General features: G+C 73.6%; 16 protein-coding genes and 1 riboswitch. Of the genes, 8 read left to right on the top strand and 8 right to left on the bottom strand.

Going from position 1 to position 15,284, the window contains the following annotated elements; genetic code table 11:
- Nucleotides 1-99 precede the first annotated feature (99 nt).
- From ACZ6K0_RS30200 to ACZ6K0_RS30190, 3 genes are all read right to left on the bottom strand, one after another.
- A complete protein-coding gene (locus ACZ6K0_RS30200) occupies nt 100-504 on the bottom strand; it encodes a DUF3040 domain-containing protein (RefSeq protein WP_056645593.1) in 405 nt (134 codons plus the stop codon).
- A gap of 272 nt (nt 505-776) precedes the next feature.
- The gene (locus ACZ6K0_RS30195; RefSeq protein WP_376395416.1) at nt 777-1,565 is read right to left on the bottom strand and encodes a methyltransferase; all 789 of its coding nucleotides are present in this window, start codon (nt 1,563-1,565) and stop codon (nt 777-779) included.
- Between the two features lie 67 nt (nt 1,566-1,632).
- Nucleotides 1,633-2,163, bottom strand: a complete 531-nt coding sequence (locus ACZ6K0_RS30190; protein ID WP_469228325.1) for an SAV_6107 family HEPN domain-containing protein — start codon at nt 2,161-2,163, stop codon at nt 1,633-1,635.
- Nucleotides 2,164-2,326: 163 nt separating this feature from the next.
- Here ACZ6K0_RS30190 and ACZ6K0_RS30185 point away from each other — a divergent pair, with 163 nt between their 5' ends.
- The 5 genes from ACZ6K0_RS30185 to ACZ6K0_RS30165 all read left to right on the top strand — a co-directional run bounded on the left by ACZ6K0_RS30185 (nt 2,327) and on the right by ACZ6K0_RS30165 (nt 8,467).
- Nucleotides 2,327-3,274 (top strand): ATP-binding cassette domain-containing protein, encoded by a 948-nt coding sequence (locus ACZ6K0_RS30185; protein WP_469228327.1) that lies wholly within the window; start codon nt 2,327-2,329, stop codon nt 3,272-3,274.
- On the top strand, nt 3,246-5,333 hold the full coding sequence (locus ACZ6K0_RS30180) for a YhgE/Pip family protein (protein ID WP_376395425.1): 2,088 nt from the start codon (nt 3,246-3,248) through the stop codon (nt 5,331-5,333). Before ACZ6K0_RS30185 ends, ACZ6K0_RS30180 begins: the two co-directional genes overlap by 29 nt.
- A gap of 43 nt (nt 5,334-5,376) precedes the next feature.
- A complete protein-coding gene (locus tag ACZ6K0_RS30175) occupies nt 5,377-5,985 on the top strand; it encodes a TetR/AcrR family transcriptional regulator (RefSeq protein WP_189506061.1) in 609 nt (202 codons plus the stop codon).
- Between the two features lie 325 nt (nt 5,986-6,310).
- A complete protein-coding gene (locus ACZ6K0_RS30170) occupies nt 6,311-6,955 on the top strand; it encodes a DUF4126 domain-containing protein (RefSeq protein WP_376395429.1) in 645 nt (214 codons plus the stop codon).
- Nucleotides 6,956-6,988: 33 nt separating this feature from the next.
- Entirely contained in the window at nt 6,989-8,467 is a 1,479-nt protein-coding gene (locus ACZ6K0_RS30165; RefSeq protein ID WP_469228330.1) for a phytoene desaturase family protein, read from the top strand.
- Between the two features lie 33 nt (nt 8,468-8,500).
- Here ACZ6K0_RS30165 and ACZ6K0_RS30160 read toward each other — a convergent pair whose 3' ends face one another.
- From ACZ6K0_RS30160 to ACZ6K0_RS30140, 5 genes are all read right to left on the bottom strand, one after another.
- Entirely contained in the window at nt 8,501-9,412 is a 912-nt protein-coding gene (locus tag ACZ6K0_RS30160; RefSeq protein WP_469228332.1) for a hypothetical protein, read from the bottom strand.
- A 54-nt stretch (nt 9,413-9,466) separates the two neighbouring features.
- Nucleotides 9,467-10,384 (bottom strand): methylenetetrahydrofolate reductase [NAD(P)H], encoded by a 918-nt coding sequence (gene metF, locus ACZ6K0_RS30155; protein ID WP_469228333.1) that lies wholly within the window; start codon nt 10,382-10,384, stop codon nt 9,467-9,469.
- Between the two features lie 121 nt (nt 10,385-10,505).
- Nucleotides 10,506-11,165, bottom strand: a complete 660-nt coding sequence (thiE, locus tag ACZ6K0_RS30150; protein ID WP_376395441.1) for a thiamine phosphate synthase — start codon at nt 11,163-11,165, stop codon at nt 10,506-10,508.
- A gap of 102 nt (nt 11,166-11,267) precedes the next feature.
- The gene (locus ACZ6K0_RS30145; protein WP_376395444.1) at nt 11,268-11,633 is read right to left on the bottom strand and encodes an Rv2175c family DNA-binding protein; all 366 of its coding nucleotides are present in this window, start codon (nt 11,631-11,633) and stop codon (nt 11,268-11,270) included.
- A gap of 43 nt (nt 11,634-11,676) precedes the next feature.
- The gene (locus ACZ6K0_RS30140) at nt 11,677-12,840 is read right to left on the bottom strand and encodes an NAD(P)/FAD-dependent oxidoreductase (RefSeq protein WP_469228829.1); all 1,164 of its coding nucleotides are present in this window, start codon (nt 12,838-12,840) and stop codon (nt 11,677-11,679) included.
- A gap of 133 nt (nt 12,841-12,973) precedes the next feature.
- Nucleotides 12,974-13,086: riboswitch (TPP riboswitch) on the top strand.
- On the opposite strand from ACZ6K0_RS30140, the gene thiO reads away from it, so the two are divergent.
- The 3 genes from thiO to ACZ6K0_RS30125 all read left to right on the top strand — a co-directional run bounded on the left by thiO (nt 13,084) and on the right by ACZ6K0_RS30125 (nt 15,235).
- The gene (gene thiO / locus ACZ6K0_RS30135) at nt 13,084-14,238 is read left to right on the top strand and encodes a glycine oxidase ThiO (RefSeq protein WP_376395447.1); all 1,155 of its coding nucleotides are present in this window, start codon (nt 13,084-13,086) and stop codon (nt 14,236-14,238) included. It overlaps the preceding riboswitch by 3 nt.
- A complete protein-coding gene (thiS, locus tag ACZ6K0_RS30130) occupies nt 14,235-14,435 on the top strand; it encodes a sulfur carrier protein ThiS (RefSeq protein ID WP_376395451.1) in 201 nt (66 codons plus the stop codon). The genes thiO and thiS overlap by 4 nt, the downstream gene beginning before the upstream one ends.
- Before the next feature lie 5 nt (nt 14,436-14,440).
- The gene (locus ACZ6K0_RS30125; protein WP_376395454.1) at nt 14,441-15,235 is read left to right on the top strand and encodes a thiazole synthase; all 795 of its coding nucleotides are present in this window, start codon (nt 14,441-14,443) and stop codon (nt 15,233-15,235) included.
- The last annotated feature ends 49 nt before the right edge of the window (nt 15,236-15,284 follow it).

Below are 15,284 nucleotides of genomic sequence, written 5' to 3'. Positions count from 1 at the left end.
CACGGACACGACCGAGCCCCGCAGGGCGTCGCGCTGTGAGGCGCGGGCCCCTGCGGGGCTCGGTCGTGTAAGGGTGCGGGGCTGCCGCTCAGGGGGCCGTCAGTGGCCGCCGCCCTGCTGTTCGTCGCGGCGGCGCTGCCACCGCTCTTCGATCCGATTCATGGTGGAGCGTCGCTGCCGGGTCTGGCGGCCGCCGGCCGCCGTCCCACCCCTGGCCTGCTGCTCGCCCGGCTTGGGCGCCTTGCGCCATCCGGTGACCGCCAGGACCGCGCAGCCCAGCATGACGAGGAATCCCACCACGCTGATCCAGATCTGCTGTGCGACCATTCCGGCCATGAGGAGCGCGATACCCACAAGGAAGCCGGCGACTGCCTGGTAAACCCGTCGCCGGGTGTACGTACGCAGTCCGCTTCCCTCGAGCGCTGTCGCGAACTTGGGATCTTCGGCGTACAGCGCTCGCTCCATCTGCTCGAGCATTCGCTGCTCGTGCTCCGAGAGCGGCACGGAGTCCTCCTAGTCGTCGGTCGCGGGGGCGACCGGTTTGCGGCCCTTTCAGGATAGGCAGGGAATCGCCCCCGTGAAACCCGCCCACAATGCCGAATAGCCAATCCGGGCCGCCATGCGGATCGGTTGCTGAGGCGTTGATTCCCCAGTGCCATCTCCGTCATGCCGGATGGTGTCCCCCGATCATACGGGGCGGAACCCCACATCGGGCGGGCTGGGGCGTACTCCATCGGCGCCCGCTGCCCGCTCCGCCGAACGGGTGCCGGTGGCCGTCAGGCGCGCTTCTCGCCGAGAACGTGCAGCTGGGTGGCGATGGCGTGGAAGGAGGGCAGCTCCGCGGCCGCGGCCTCCAGCTTGAGCAGAGCCTCCGCGGCGCCCGGCTCGGTGTCCACGAGGACGCCCGGAACCAGGTCGGCGAAGACCCGGACGCCGTGCACGGCGCCGATCTCGAGTCCGGCCTCCGAGGTCAGCTCGGCGAGCTGCTCGGCGGTGAAGCGCCGGGGCACGGGGTCGCCCGCGCCCCAGCGCCCGGCCGGGTCGGTGAGCGCGTGCCGCGCCTCGGTGAAGTGGCCGGCGAGCGCGCGGGCCAGGACGGCGCCGCCGAGCCCGGCGGCGAGCAGGCTGAGGCTGCCGCCGGGGCGGAGCGCGGCGACCGCGTTCCGCACGCCTTCGGCGGGGTCGTCGACGTACTCCAGGACGCCGTGGCAGAGCACGACGTCGTACCCCTCGCGCTCGACCACGTCGAAGAGGCCGCGGACGTCCCCCTGGACACCGGTGACCCGGTCGGCGACGCCGGCCTCGGCGGCCCGGCGCTCCAGCGCGAAGAGCGCGTTGGGGCTGGGGTCGACGACGGTGACGCGGTGGCCGAGGCGGGCCACCGGTACGGCGAAGTTCCCGGAGCCGCCGCCCGTGTCGAGGACGTCGAGGCTGTCCTTCCCGGTGGCCTTGGCCCGGCGGTCGAGGGCGTCCTTGAGGACATCCCAGACGACGGCGGTACGCAGGGAGGCGCGCGACGGTCGCGACGACGCCTCTCGACCGAAGACAGGGGAAGGGTCCGGCACGGCTGTTGACTCCTCGGTGACGGGTACGGACGCTCCCCACCCTATGGCCTCGGGCCTGCGTTTCGGATCATCCGTCGGTCTGTCCGGCCCCCGGCTGGCGGGGCAGCACCGGCGGGAGGGCGAGCAGCCGCTCGACCAGGCGCAGGAAGAGGGCGGCGTCCCTGAGCAGGTCGTCGGCCTCGCGCCGGCTCGCCGCGCTCGTGATGCCGGCCTCGGCGCGGGCCCGGCGCGGGGCGCCGGAGGCGAAGAGGGCGCTCCACTCGGTCAGCTCGGGCGCGAGCTGGGGAAGCAGCTCCCAGGCGCTCCTTATCCGCTGCCGGTGGCGGGGGGCGGTCTCGGGCCTGGCCCGGGCGGCGAGCACGGCGGCGGCGGCCCGCAGGGCGGCGAGGTGGGCCGTGGCGTACCGCTCGTGGGGCCGGTCGAGCGCGGCGGCCTCGACGAGTCCGGTGCGGGCCTTGGCGAGCAGATCGAGGGCGGCGGGCGGGGCGGTGGCTCGGCGCGGGACGGGGTGGACGTCGGAAGCGGGTCCGGACTGCACGGGGGTGGCGTGGCCACCGGGGCGGGGGCGGGGCGCGGCTGCTGCGGAAGGGCTGGCCATGACGTGCCTCCTGTCGTCGCGTGACGGCGCTGTGGCCGTATGTGTCCATCGTGAAGGGCCCCACTGACAATGCGTCTGACCTGGGCTTTTGCCTGATCCACTACCCAGGGGTAACTTTTGCACTGACCAGTCAGTTCAAAATGGGGAAATGGGGGGTGGGCCCGTGGGAGCGGAGACAGAGGAGCAGCCGCACGGCGCCGCCGTCGTCGCGGACGGCTTCGGACTGAAGGGGCCGCGCGGCTGGGCCTTCCGGGAGGTCTCCTTCCGGGCCGAGCCGGGCGCGCTGGTGGCGATCGAGGGTCCGTCCGGCTCCGGCCGTACGTGCCTCCTGCTCGCCCTCACCGGCCGCATGAAGGCCACGGAGGGGCACGCCGAGGTCGGCGGGGTGGGACTCCCCCGCAAGCTGGGCGCGGTGCGCCGGTTCAGCGCGCTCGGCCACGTGCCCGGCGTGAGCGAACTGGACCCGGCCTTCACGGTCGCCGAGCACCTGCGCGAGCGGGCCCTGCTCCAGCGCCGCTTCGACGGTTCCGTCCGGGCGTTCCTGCGGCGCCCCGCCGAGCGGGCCGCCGAGGCCCGGGCCCGGATCGACGAGGCCGTCGCCGCCTCCGGTCTCGACCTCGCCGCCCTGCCGAAGGGCGAGCGGACCTCCGTACGGGATCTGGAGCGGCTCGAAGCGCTGCGGCTCTCGGTCGCCCTGGCCCTGATCGGCCGGCCCCGGCTGCTCGCCCTGGACGACACGGACCTCAAGCTCTCGGACGCCGACCGGGCCGAGGCCTGGGCGCTGCTGCGCTCGGTGGCCGAGGCCGGGACGACCGTCCTCGCCGTCTGTGCCGAGGCCCCGGCCGACGCCCAGCGGATCACGACGGTCTCCGGGGACGCGACGCGGGACGAGACCGCGGAGCCGGACGAGACCGCAGAGCCGAATCCCGAGCCGGAGCCGGCCCCCGAGTCCGAGCCCAAGCCGGAGCCGGACCCCGAGTCCAGGTCCGAGCCGGAGCCCGAGCCCGGGGCGGCCGAGCCCGCCACCGAAGACGCCGTCGCCGTCGGCGACACCCAGGACGACATCGAGGAGGGGGCGACCGATGCGCTCGCCGAAACTCGCCGCGCTTGAGCTGAAGCGCTTCGGCAGGGGCAAGCTGCCGCGCGCCGCGCTCGTCGCGATCCTGCTGCTGCCCCTGCTCTACGGCGCCCTGTACCTGTACTCGTTCTGGGACCCGTACAGCAGGCTCGACAAGATCCCCGTCGCCCTCGTCAACGAGGACCGGGGCGCCACCGCCGACGGCAAGACGATCAACGCCGGCGACGACATCACCGAGGGGCTCCTGGAGAGCAACACCTTCGCGTGGCACCGGGTGAGCGACGCCGAGGCGCGCAAGGGCGTCGAGGACGGGACGTACTACCTGTCCCTGACGATGCCCGGCGACTTCAGCTCGCGGATCGCCTCCAGCTCGGGCGACTCCCCCGCGACCGGCGCCCTCCGGGTCCGGACGAACGACGCCAACAACTACATCGTCGGCCAGATCTCCCGCACGGTCTTCTCCGAGGTCCGCACGGCGGCCTCGACCAAGTCCTCGCGCACCTTCCTCGACAAGATCTTCATCTCCTTCTCCGACATCCACGAGGCGACCGCGAAGGCCGCCAAGGGCGCGGACGACCTGAAGGACGGTGTGGACAAGGCGAAGAAGGGCTCCAAGGACCTGGCCAACGGGCTCAAGGACGCCAAGGAGGGCAGCGGCGACCTGGCCGCCGGCCTGAAGAAGCTCGACAAGGGCGCCAAGGACCTGGAGAGCGGCTCCCGCAAGGTCGCGAAGGGCACGCAGGAGCTCGCCGACAAGGTGAACGGCACCGCCGACAAGGTCCGCCCGTACCTGGCGAACAACGGCCGGTCGATCCGCGACAGCGCCCGCCTCGCCTCGGACTCCATCGTGGCCGTCCGCAACAACCTCGACGACCTCGTCAAGCGCGCCCCGGTCGTCCGGGCCGCCGCGCACGCGGCCGACGACGGGCTCGCCGCCCTCCACCGTGACGAGTGCGAGAAGAACCCGGAGCCCGACGCCCGGGTGTGCGGGGTGCTCAAGAAGGCCACGGTCTCCGCGAACGACGTGGCCACCATCGCCGACGACGTGCACACCCTGACCAAGGACAGCACCGGCGACCTCAAGACCCTGGACGCGCGGCTCGCGAAGCTCAAGACGCAGGCCGACGAGCTGGCCGTCCGCGCCCCGCACCTCGACGAGGACGTCGAGGGCGCCATCAAGAAGATCAACGACCTCAACGCGGGCGCCAAGAAGGTCGCCGAGGGCGCGGACCGGCTGCACACCGGCATCAGCGGCGCCAAGACCGGGTCGGCCGACCTCGACACCGGCGTGGGCAAGCTCAAGAAGGGCGCGGGCGAGCTCGACGGCGGTCTGTTCAAGCTGGCCGACGGCTCCGGCACGCTGGCGGTCGGTCTGCACGACGGCGTCAAGCAGATCCCCGACTACGACGAGAAGGACCGCGACCGGCGTACGGAGGTCATGGCCGACCCGGTACAGCTGGCCTCGCAGTCGCTGCACAAGGCGCCCAACTACGGCACCGGCTTCGCCCCGTACTTCATCCCGCTCTCCCTCTGGGTCGGCGCCATGGTCGCGTACATGATCATCCAGCCGCTGAACCGCCGCGCCCTCGCCGCCGGCGGCTCCGCCTGGCGGATCGCGCTGGCGGGCTGGCTGCCGGTGGCGGCGATCGGCATCCTCCAGGTCGGCGCCCTCATGTCGGTCCTGCACTGGGGCCTCGGCCTCCAGATGACCAGGGCCGCCGGCACGGTCGGCTTCCTCGCCCTGGTCACGTGCTGCTTCGCCGCGATCATCCAGTGGCTCAACGCCCGCTTCGGTGCGGCGGGCCGGATCCTCGTGCTCGCGGTGCTGATGCTCCAGCTGACCTCGGCAGGCGGTACGTATCCCGTCCAGACCAGCCCGGGCTTCTTCAACGCGATCCACCCCTTCCTGCCGATGACCTACGTGGTCGAGGCGCTGCGCCGGCTGATCACGGGCGGCGGGATCGAACCGGTGTGGCAGGCCTGCGCGGTGCTGACCGCGTTCACCCTGGGCGCCCTGGCCCTGACCGCCGTCTCCGCCCGCAAGCGGCAGGTCTGGACGCTCGACCGGCTCCACCCCGAGCTGACCCTGTGAGACAGGGCCGGTGACACCCGCGACACCTGTGAGAATCGACCCCATGGACAGCAGCAGCACCCGACGCCAGGCCACGCGCGCGAAGCTCTACGAGGCGGCCGTCACCCTCATCGCGGAGCAGGGCTTCTCCGCGACGACGGTGGACGAGATCGCCGAGCGGGCCGGGGTGGCCAAGGGCACGGTCTACTACAACTTCAAGAGCAAGACCGAGCTCTTCGAGGAGCTGCTGCGCCACGGGGTCTCCCTGCTCACCGCCTCGCTGCGGGCGGCAGCGGAGGAGACCGACGAGCGCGGCGGGAGCCGGGTCGACGCGCTGGACGCGATGATCCGGGCGGGGCTCGTCTTCATCGACCGCTACCCGGCCTTCACACAGCTGTACGTGGCCGAGCTCTGGCGCACCAACAGGGCCTGGAACTCGACGCTCCTGGTGGTCCGCCAGGAGGCCGTCGCGGTGGTCGAGGGGGTCCTGCGGGAGGGCGTCGCGGCCGGTGAGCTGAGCGAGGACATCGACGTCCAGCTGACGGCGGCGGCGCTGGTCGGGATGGTGCTCGTGGCGGCGCTCGACTGGCAGGCCTTCCAGAGCGAGCGTTCGCTCGACGACGTGCACGCGGCGCTCTCACGCCTGCTGCACGGCCGGGTCGGCGGCCGGTAGCGCGGGACGATCCCGGCCCCGCGATACACCCGAACCGCTCTCCCCCACCACGCGAAAAGGCCGGTGCGGCAAGGCTCGATCCCCCCGAGCCCCGCCGCACCGGCCTTCCTCTTCGCGTGCACCCCCGTGCACCCCCGTGGCACATCCCCCGTGCCCCGGAGTCGGCAGGCGCGCGGCCCCGTTCCGCAGCCCCGTGCCGGCGGTGCCGGAGCCGCGCCCCTTCCGTGGTCACCACTCTCCCTTCCGCGCGGGTCGGATCCCATCCGCGTACCTACTCATCTCGACCTCTAGGTACGGATACTCAGTCCTGGTTACGATCGCGGGCGTGTCGGTACTTCCCCTGGTGTTCACCAGCGGCTGGGCGAGCGGGATCAACGCGTACGCGGTGGTCCTGCTGTTCGGCATCTTCGGCGCGACCGGGCTGACCGACGAGGTGCCCGAGTCCTTGCAGCGCACCGATGTCCTCGTCGTCGCGGGCGTGCTGTTCCTGTGCGAGGCGGTGGCGGACAAGATTCCGTACGTCGACTCGGCCTGGGACTCCGTCCACACCGTGATCCGGCCGATCGCGGGGGCCGTGGTCGGCGCCCTGCTGGCCGGTCAGAACGGTTCGATCCCGGAGCTCGCGGCGGGCGCGGTCGGCGGCACGACGGCCCTCCTGAGCCACTTCGTCAAGGCCGGGACGAGGATGGCGGTCAACACCACGCCGGAACCGTTCTCCAACGTCGCGCTGAGCCTGGCGGAGGACCTCGGGGTGGCCGCGATCGTCACCTTCGCGGTCTTCCACCCCATAGCGGCGGCGACCATCGCGGCCGTGCTGCTCGCCCTCGGCCTGGCCATACTGTTCTTCCTCGCCCAGCGGATCCGGCGCTTCCTGCGCCGCAGGTCCCAGCGCCGCGAGGAGAACCACCTCGCGACCGCGGAGAGACGGGCCAGGACCCTGCCGCCACCGGACGAGTCCGACCACTTCTGAGCGGTGTCCGACCTGCCGGATAGGGTCGCTGACATGGCACGGATTGTGGTGATCGGCGCGGGACTCGGCGCCATGGCGACGGCGGCCCGACTGGCCGTGGCGGGCCACCGGGTGACGGTGTACGAGCGGACGGCGACGTACGGCGGGGCGGTCGGCCGCTTCGCGCGCGAGGGCTTCGCCTTCGACACCGGCCCGGGGCTGCTGCATCTGCCCGCCGTCTACCGCGACCTGTTCGTGAAGACGGGCAAGGAGCCCCTGGAGGAGTGCGTCGCGCTGAGCCAGGTCGATCCGGCGAGCCGTCACGTCTTCGCCGACGGCACGCGCGTCGACCTGCCGAACGCCTCCCGGGCCGGCACGGTCGCCGCCCTGGACGCGGCGCTCGGCGCGGGCGCGGGGGCACGCTGGGGCGACTTCCTGGTGCGGGCCCGCGAGGCCTGGGACCGGACCCGGCGCCCGCTCCTGGAGGAGCCGCAGCCGACCGATCCGGCGCCGCTGGCCCGGGAGCCGTACCCGGCGCTCAAGGCCGGTCTGCTGCGGCGCCCGACGACGACGCTCGCCCAGGTCGGGGCGCGGGAGCTGGGCGATCCCCGGCTCGCCGCCCTCCTCGACGCGTACGCGTGGTCGTACGGCTTCGACCCGGCGACCGCCCCGGCCGCGGCCGCCGTCCTGCCGTACATGGAGCAGACCTTCGGCAGTTGGTACGTGGGCGGGGGCCTGCGGGCGCTCGCCGACGCGGTCCACGAGCGGTGCCGGAAGCGGCGCGTGGAGTTCGTCTTCGACACGCCCGTCGAGGACGTCCTGGAGAAGGACGGCCGGGCGGTCGGCGTCCGGCTGGCCGGGGGCGAGACGGTCGAGGCGGACCACGTGGTCTCCGGGGCCCCGGTGCCCGCGCTCTACCACGAGCACGTCGTGGAGTGGGGCGACGGCGACGACTGGCCGCACTACCAGACGACCTGGACGAGCCGGGTGACGGTCTGTCTGGCCCTGCGCGGGCCCCGGGAGCCGGCGGCGGTCCACCGCACGGTCGTGCACGCGGCCGGCGAGCGGCCGACCGTGACGGTGCTGCGGCCGGACGACCCGGCGCTGCGGCCCGACGCGGAGCACGAGTCGGTGACGGTCACGGCGACCGTCCGCACGTCCCCGGAGCGGGACGGGCAGGACGGGCACGACGGTCAGGACGGGCACGACGGGCGGGACTGGGAGGCCTTCGCCGACCGGATGGTCGAGGCGGCCGCCGAGGCGGTGCCGGGGCTGCGGGAGCGGCTGCTGTGGCGGCACGTCCGCACCCCGGAGGACGTACGACGGGACACCGGGTCCGTTGAGGTTCCGGGGCCCGCGCTCGCCGGCGGGCGCGGGCGGCTGCTCCCGGCCGCGAACCGCTCCCCGCTGCCGGGGCTCTGGTTCGCGGGCGGCTGGTCCCACCCGGGCGGCGGGCTCGCCCACGCGGGCATGTCCGGCGCGCTGGTGGCGGGGCTGATCGTGGAGGGCGCGGACTTCCGCGGCTCGCAGTAGCGGCCCCGCGGGGCCGTCCGCGCCCGTCCCCGCTCAGTAGCGGTACTGCTGCTGCTCGTCCGGGTACTGCTCGTAGCCGTACGGGCTCTGCGGCTGCGGCGCCGCCTGCTGCGGGGGCTGTTCGGTGTCGCGCTGCTGCGGGACCCAGACGCCGCCGGGCGGGGTGTCGTAGGTGTACGAGGGGGCGTAGGAGTCGCCGTAGTACGAGCCGTACTGCTGGCCGTCCGTGCCCGGGCCGATGTACGGGTCGGAGTAGGCGGCGTACTGCTGCTGCCCGGCGGGCGCACCGTAGTCGTAGGCCGGCTGCTGCTGCTCGTACGCCGGGGCGTACGGGTCGTAGGCGGGCTGCTGCGGCGCGTACCCCGTGCCGTACCCCGTGTCCTGGCCGCCGTCCTGGTGGCCGGTGCCGTGGTGGCCGGTCTCCTGGTGGCCGGTGCCGTGGTGGCCGGTGCTCTGGTGACCCGCGTCGTAGACCCCGTACTGGCCGGTCTCGTCCGGCAGCGGCTGGGGCTCGTAGACCGCGGTCGTCTCGGCGGCGGTGACGGGGGCGGAGTCGTCATAGGTGTGGCCGTGGCCGTGGCCGTCCGCCGTGGCGTAGGCGTCGACGGCGTCGTACGAGACCTCGGTGACCTCCAGCGTGGGCCCGGCCTGCTCCTGGCTGCCCGCCTTGCGGCGACGGCTCGCGCCCGGGTTCCCGCCGATCGCCCAGCCGGTGGAGAAGCCGCGGCGGAAGGAGAGCGTCACATAGGTCTGGCCGACGGCGAAGGCGACCGCGCCCGCGATGATCACCACCACCGAGGGCAGCAGGACGCCCAGGACCACGCCGAGGAAGCCGGTGAAGGCCAGCAATCGCCATCGCAGCCGCGCTTTGTACTGGAGGAGCACCTCCCCCAGCAGCCACAACGCCACCACGCCGAATGCGATATAGAGGACCGTCCACCCCATGCCCCGCCGCCCCTCTCCACGGTCACCGCCGCGGGTCGGGGCGGGTACGACCGGTCACGACTGCTGGTGCAGTCCGAGATTCTCGTAGATCTCGAGCGTCGCGGTGGAGCTGTTCAGCGTGATGAAGTGCAGTCCGGGGACACCCTCGGAGAGCAGACGCGCGCAGAACTCCGTCGCGAACTCGATGCCAATGGAGCGTACAGCGGCGGGATCGTCCTTGACGGCGAGGATGCGGTCTTTCACATTCGCCGGGAAGGCGGCGTTGCTCAGCTGGGGCAGCCGGTCGAGGGTCTTCACGTTCACGACGGGCATGACCTCGGGGATGATCGGGGTCTCGCAGCCCGCCTTCGCCACGCTGTCGCGCAGCCGCAGATAGTTCTCCGGGTCGAAGAACATCTGGGTGATCGCGTAGTCGGCGCCGGCCCGGCACTTGTCCACGAAGTGCCGGATGTCCGTGTCCCAGTCGGTGGAGCGGGGGTGCATCTCGGGGAAGGCCGCGACGCCGACGCAGAAGTCGCCCGACTCCTTGATGAGCCGGACGAGGTCGGCGGCGTACCGGACTCCCTCGGGGTGCTCGACCCACTCGCCCAGCGGGTCGCCCGGCGGGTCGCCGCGGACGGCGAGCATGTTGCGGATGCCGGCGTCGGCGTACTGGCCGAGGATGTTGCGCAGTTCGGCGACGGAGTGGTCGACCGCGGTGAGGTGCGCGACGGGGGTCAGCGTGCTGTCGGAGGCGATCTTCTGGGTGGCCTTGACCGTGCCGCCCCGGGTGGTGCCGCCGGCGCCGTAGGTCACGGAGACGAAGCTGGGGCCGACCGCCTCGACGCGGCGCATCGCGTTCCAGAGGACCTGCTCGCCCTTCGCGGTCCGCGGCGCGTAGAACTCGAAGGAGTACGACGTGTCGCCGGCGGCGAGGATCTCGCGGACCGTGCGTGCGCGGTCCGATCGGACGGAAGCGGTACCTAGGGCCATACGGGCAGGTTAGACGGGGGACGAGGACCCGCGTAGACGGCGTCCGCGTTGTGGACAATTTTTCGGACATTCTCGCGGGACGCCGTCCTGGGCGCCCCGCGGCCCACGGCCCGGGATCCGCTCAGGCTCCCGCGCGCTCCCGGACCCGCTTGGCGAGGGCGGCGGTCGCGGCCGCCGGGTCCTCTGCCTCGGTGATCGCGCGGACGACGACGATCCGGCGGGCGCCCGCGTCCAGGACCTCGTCGAGGTTGGTCTCGTCGATGCCGCCGATGGCGAACCAGGGGCGGTTCTGCGCCAGACCGGCCGCGTACCGCACGAGGTCGAGCCCCGGCGCGTACCGCCCGGGCTTGGTGGGGGTGGGCCAGCAGGGCCCGGTGCAGAAGTAGTCCACGCCCGGTTCGACGGCGGCCGCGGCCGCCTCGGACTCGGCGTGGCAGGAGCGGCCGATCAGCACGTCGTCACCGCCGCCGAGGATCGCGCGGGCGGCGGGCACGGGCAGGTCGCCCTGGCCGAGGTGGAGCACGTCGGAGCCGATGGCGTGGGCGACGTCGGCCCGGTCGTTCACCGCGAGGAGCTTGCCGTGCCGGCGGGCGGCCTCGGCGAAGACGGCGAGGTGCTCCAGCTCCTCGCCGGCCTCCATGCCCTTGTCGCGGAGCTGCACGATGTCGACGCCGGAGGAGAGCACGGCGTCGAGGAAGGCGGGCAGGTCGCCCTGGCGCTTCCGGGCGTCGGTGCACAGATAGAGCCGGGCGTCGGCAAGCCGCTCACGAGGCGTGGGCATGGGTGGGTTCCCCCCGTCGGTGTCGCCGGCGCCGCGGCGGCCGGCCCGCGAGGGGCCGGTCGCCGCGACACCCGCTGGTGGTGTCCTCGGTACGTGCGGGCGTCAGAGGGCGAGCGCCTGGGCGCGGCGCTTCACCTCCGTGCCGCGATTCTCGTTGAGCGCCTGCGCGGGCGTGCCCGGCAGGCTCTCGTCCGGAGTGAAGAGCCACTCCAGCATCTCTTCGTCGGTGAAGCCGTCGTCCCGCAGGACGGTCAGGAGCCCGACGAGGCCCTTGACGATCGCGTCGCCCTGGATGAAGGCGGCGGGGATCTGCAGGGCGTTGTTCTCTCCACGGCGCACGGCGAGGAGCTGACCTTCCTTGATCAGCTGCCGCACGCGTGTCACCTCGACATCGAGCATCTCCGCGATGTCGGGCACGTAGAGCCAGGCGGGGACGAGCGCATCGATCTTTACGTCAATCTCGGTCACGGGACAAGCCTGCCATCCCGGACCGACAGTCGGTACCCGGGCCCTACCGGACTGCCGCCTTCAGGGGGACGGACGGGTCGGCGGCGCGCTCCGGGTCGACCGGGGTGGCCGCCTCGATGAGCTTGCGGCCCTGGGCCAGGTCGCGGGGGCGGCCGACGGCGAGGAGGGCCACCGGGACCCCGGCGCGCAGCCAGAGCACGGACCAGGTCGCGTCCGCCGGGTCGCCGCGCCACAGGAGCTCGTCGGCGTCCGCGTGGTGCCCGGCGTACTGGACGAACCGGCCGAACTGCTCGGACCAGAAGTACGGCACCGGGTCGTACGGTCCGGTGGCGGCGCCGGTGATCGTCGCGGCGACCGTGCGCGGGCCCTGGAGCGCGTTGTCCCAGTGGTGGACGAGGAGCCGCTCGCCGTAGCGGGCGGAGGGGTAGGAGGCGCAGTCGCCGACGGCGTACACGTCGGGCAGGGAGGTGCGCAGCCGCTCGTCGGCCGTGACGGCGCCGCTCGGGTCGAGGGCGATGCCGGAGCCGGCGAGCCAGCCGGTGGCGGGGCGGGCGCCGATGCCGACGACGACGGCGTCGGCGGGCAGCTCGCGGCCGTCGGCGAGGACGACCCGGCCGGGCAGGACGGTGTCCACGCGCGCGTGGGTGAGGAGTTCGGCGCCGCTCGCCCCGTACCAGCCGGCCATGGGGGCGGCGACCTCGGCGGGCAGGGCCCCGGCGAGGGGGCGGTCGGCCGCCTCGACGACGGTGACGGCGCAGCCCGCCTCGCGCGCGGCGGTGGCGAACTCGGCGCCGATCCAGCCCGCGCCGACGACCACGACGGTGTGGCGCCGCTCCAGGACGGGGCCGAGGCGCACGGCGTCGTCGAGGGTGCGCAGGAGGTGGACGCCGGGGACGCCCTCGGCGCCGGGCAGGGTGATCGGGTGGGCGCCGGTGGCGACGACCAGGACGCCGTACGGGACGGGCCCGGCCTCGGTGTCGATCTCGTGGTCGGCGGCGCGGAGCCCGGTGACGTCGAGGCCGAGGCGGAGTTCGATGTCGAGGGCCTCGAAGTCGACGTCGAAGGCGGAGTCCTCGGCCTTGCCGAGCAGGATCGCCTTGGAGAGCGGGGGCCGGTCGTAGGGCTGGTGGGGCTCGGCCCCGATGAGGGTCACGGGGCCGGTGAAGCCCAGTTCGCGCAGGGCGACGGCGGTCTGCACGCCCGCCATCCCGGCTCCGACGATCACGACCTGCTGCTGGGCCTGCTTCTGCTCGCTCACCCGACCACCTTACGCATCTGACGATCCGTCAGGAAGGGAGGGGCCTGGGACCGCACCGGGGCTGCGGCTAGTCTGGCGGGCGTAAAGCACTCGCGGGAGCCCGGACGCACCGGGCTGAGAGGGAGGCTGGGCGGCCTCCGACCGTACGAACCTGATCCGGGTCATGCCGGCGAAGGGAGGGGCTGGACGCCCATGCGTTCTTCCGATGTCCTCGTGGTCGGGGGCGGCATCATCGGCCTGGTCACGGCCTGGCGGGCCGCGCAGCGCGGGCTGCGCACCACCGTGGTCGACCCGGAACCGGGCGGCGGCGCCGCGCGGGTCGCGGCCGGGATGCTCGCCGCCGTCACCGAACTCCACTACGGCGAGGAGACCCTGCTCGGGCTCAATCTCGCCTCCGCCGCCCGCTATCCCGCCTTCGTCGCCGAGCTGGAGGAGTCCACCGGCCACGACGTCGGCCACCGCGCCTGCGGCACCCTCGCCGTCGCCCTCGACGCCGACGACCGGGCCCACCTGCGCGAACTCCACGCCCTCCAGACCCGCTGCGGCCTCACCTCGGAGTGGCTCAGCGGGCGCGAGTGCCGCCGCCTCGAACCGATGCTCGCCCCCGGGGTGCGCGGCGGGCTGCGCGTGGACGGCGACCACCAGGTCGACCCGCGCCGGCTGGCCGCCGCGCTCCTCGTCGCCTGCGAGCGGGCCGGGGTGGTCTTCCACCGCGTCCTCGCGGAGCGTCTGACGGTCGCGGGCGACCGGGCGCGCGGGGTCGTCCTCGCCGGCGGCGAGGAGCTGACGGCCGACCAGGTCGTCCTCGCCGCGGGCAGTCTGAGCGGGCGGCTCGCGGGCGTGCCCGACGAGGTGCTGCCGCCGGTCCGCCCCGTGAAGGGCCAGGTCCTGCGGCTGCGGGTGCCCGCCCCGTACGCCCCCTTCCTCTCCCGTACCGTCCGCGCCGTCGTCCGCGGCAGCCACGTCTACCTCGTGCCGCGCGAGAACGGCGAGCTCGTCGTCGGCGCCACCAGCGAAGAGCTCGGCTGGGACACCACGGTTACGGCGGGCGGGGTGTACGAGCTGCTGCGCGACGCCCACGAGCTCGTCCCCGGCATCACCGAGCTGCCGCTCACCGAGACGCTGGCCGGACTGCGCCCCGCGTCGCCGGACAACGCTCCGCTGCTCGGCCCCAGCATCCTGCCCGGCCTGCACCTGGCCACCGGCCACTACCGCAACGGGGTGCTGCTCACCCCCGTCACCGGCGACGTCATGGCGGAGGTGCTCACCACGGGCGTCCTCCCCGACGAGGCCCGTGCCTTCACCCCCCGCCGTTTCTCCCCAGTACGTCTGGAGCTTCCCGCATGAACGTGTCCGTGAACGGAGAACCCCGCGAGCTCACCGGCCCCGTCTCCCTCGACGCCCTCGTCTCGACCCTGAGCACGGCCCCGACCGGGGTGGCCGCGGCCGTCAACGAGACGGTCGTCCCGCGCGGCGAGTGGGCGGCGACGCTGCTCGGCGAGGGCGACCGGGTGGAGGTCCTGACCGCGGTGCAGGGAGGCTGAGCGCGATGTCCGACGACCTGTTCGTCCTCGGCGGTACGGAGTTCTCCTCGCGCCTGATCATGGGCACCGGCGGCGCGCCGAGCCTCGACGTCCTGGAGCGCTCGCTGATCGCCAGCGGCACCGAGCTGACCACCGTCGCGATGCGGCGGCTCGACCCGACGGTCCAGGGCTCGGTCCTCTCCGTCCTGGAGCGGCTCGGCATCCGGGTCCTGCCCAACACGGCGGGCTGTTTCACGGCGGGCGAGGCGGTCCTCACCGCCCGGCTCGCCCGGGAGGCGCTCGGCACCGACTGGATCAAGCTGGAGGTCGTCGCCGACGAGCGGACGCTGCTGCCGGACGGGGTGGAGCTCCTCGACGCGGCCGAGACGCTGGTCGACGAGGGCTTCACCGTCCTGCCGTACACGAACGACGACCCGGTCCTCGCGCGGAAGCTGGAGGACGTGGGGTGCGCGGCGATCATGCCGCTCGGCTCCCCGATCGGCTCGGGGCTCGGCATCCGCAACCCGCACAACTTCCAGCTGATCGCGGAGCGGGCGGGGGTGCCGGTGATCCTCGACGCCGGGGCGGGCACGGCATCGGACGCGGCACTCGCGATGGAGCTGGGGTGCGCGGCGGTGATGCTGGCCTCGGCGGTGACGCGGGCGCAGGAGCCGGTGCTCATGGCCTCGGCGATGCGGCACGCGGTGGAGGCGGGCCGGCTCGCGCACCGGGCGGGCCGCATTCCCCGCCGCCACTTCGCGGAGGCGTCCTCCCCCGTGGAGGGCCGCCCGCACCTGGACCCGGAGCGCCCCGCGTTCTAGACGGCCTGCTGGGGCGCTCGTCACAGCTGCGCTGCAGTACCGGGGCAGC

The sequence above is a fragment of the Streptomyces sp. NPDC042346 genome, from assembly GCF_055581845.1.
This window is presented reverse-complemented; position numbering and strand designations above follow the sequence as displayed.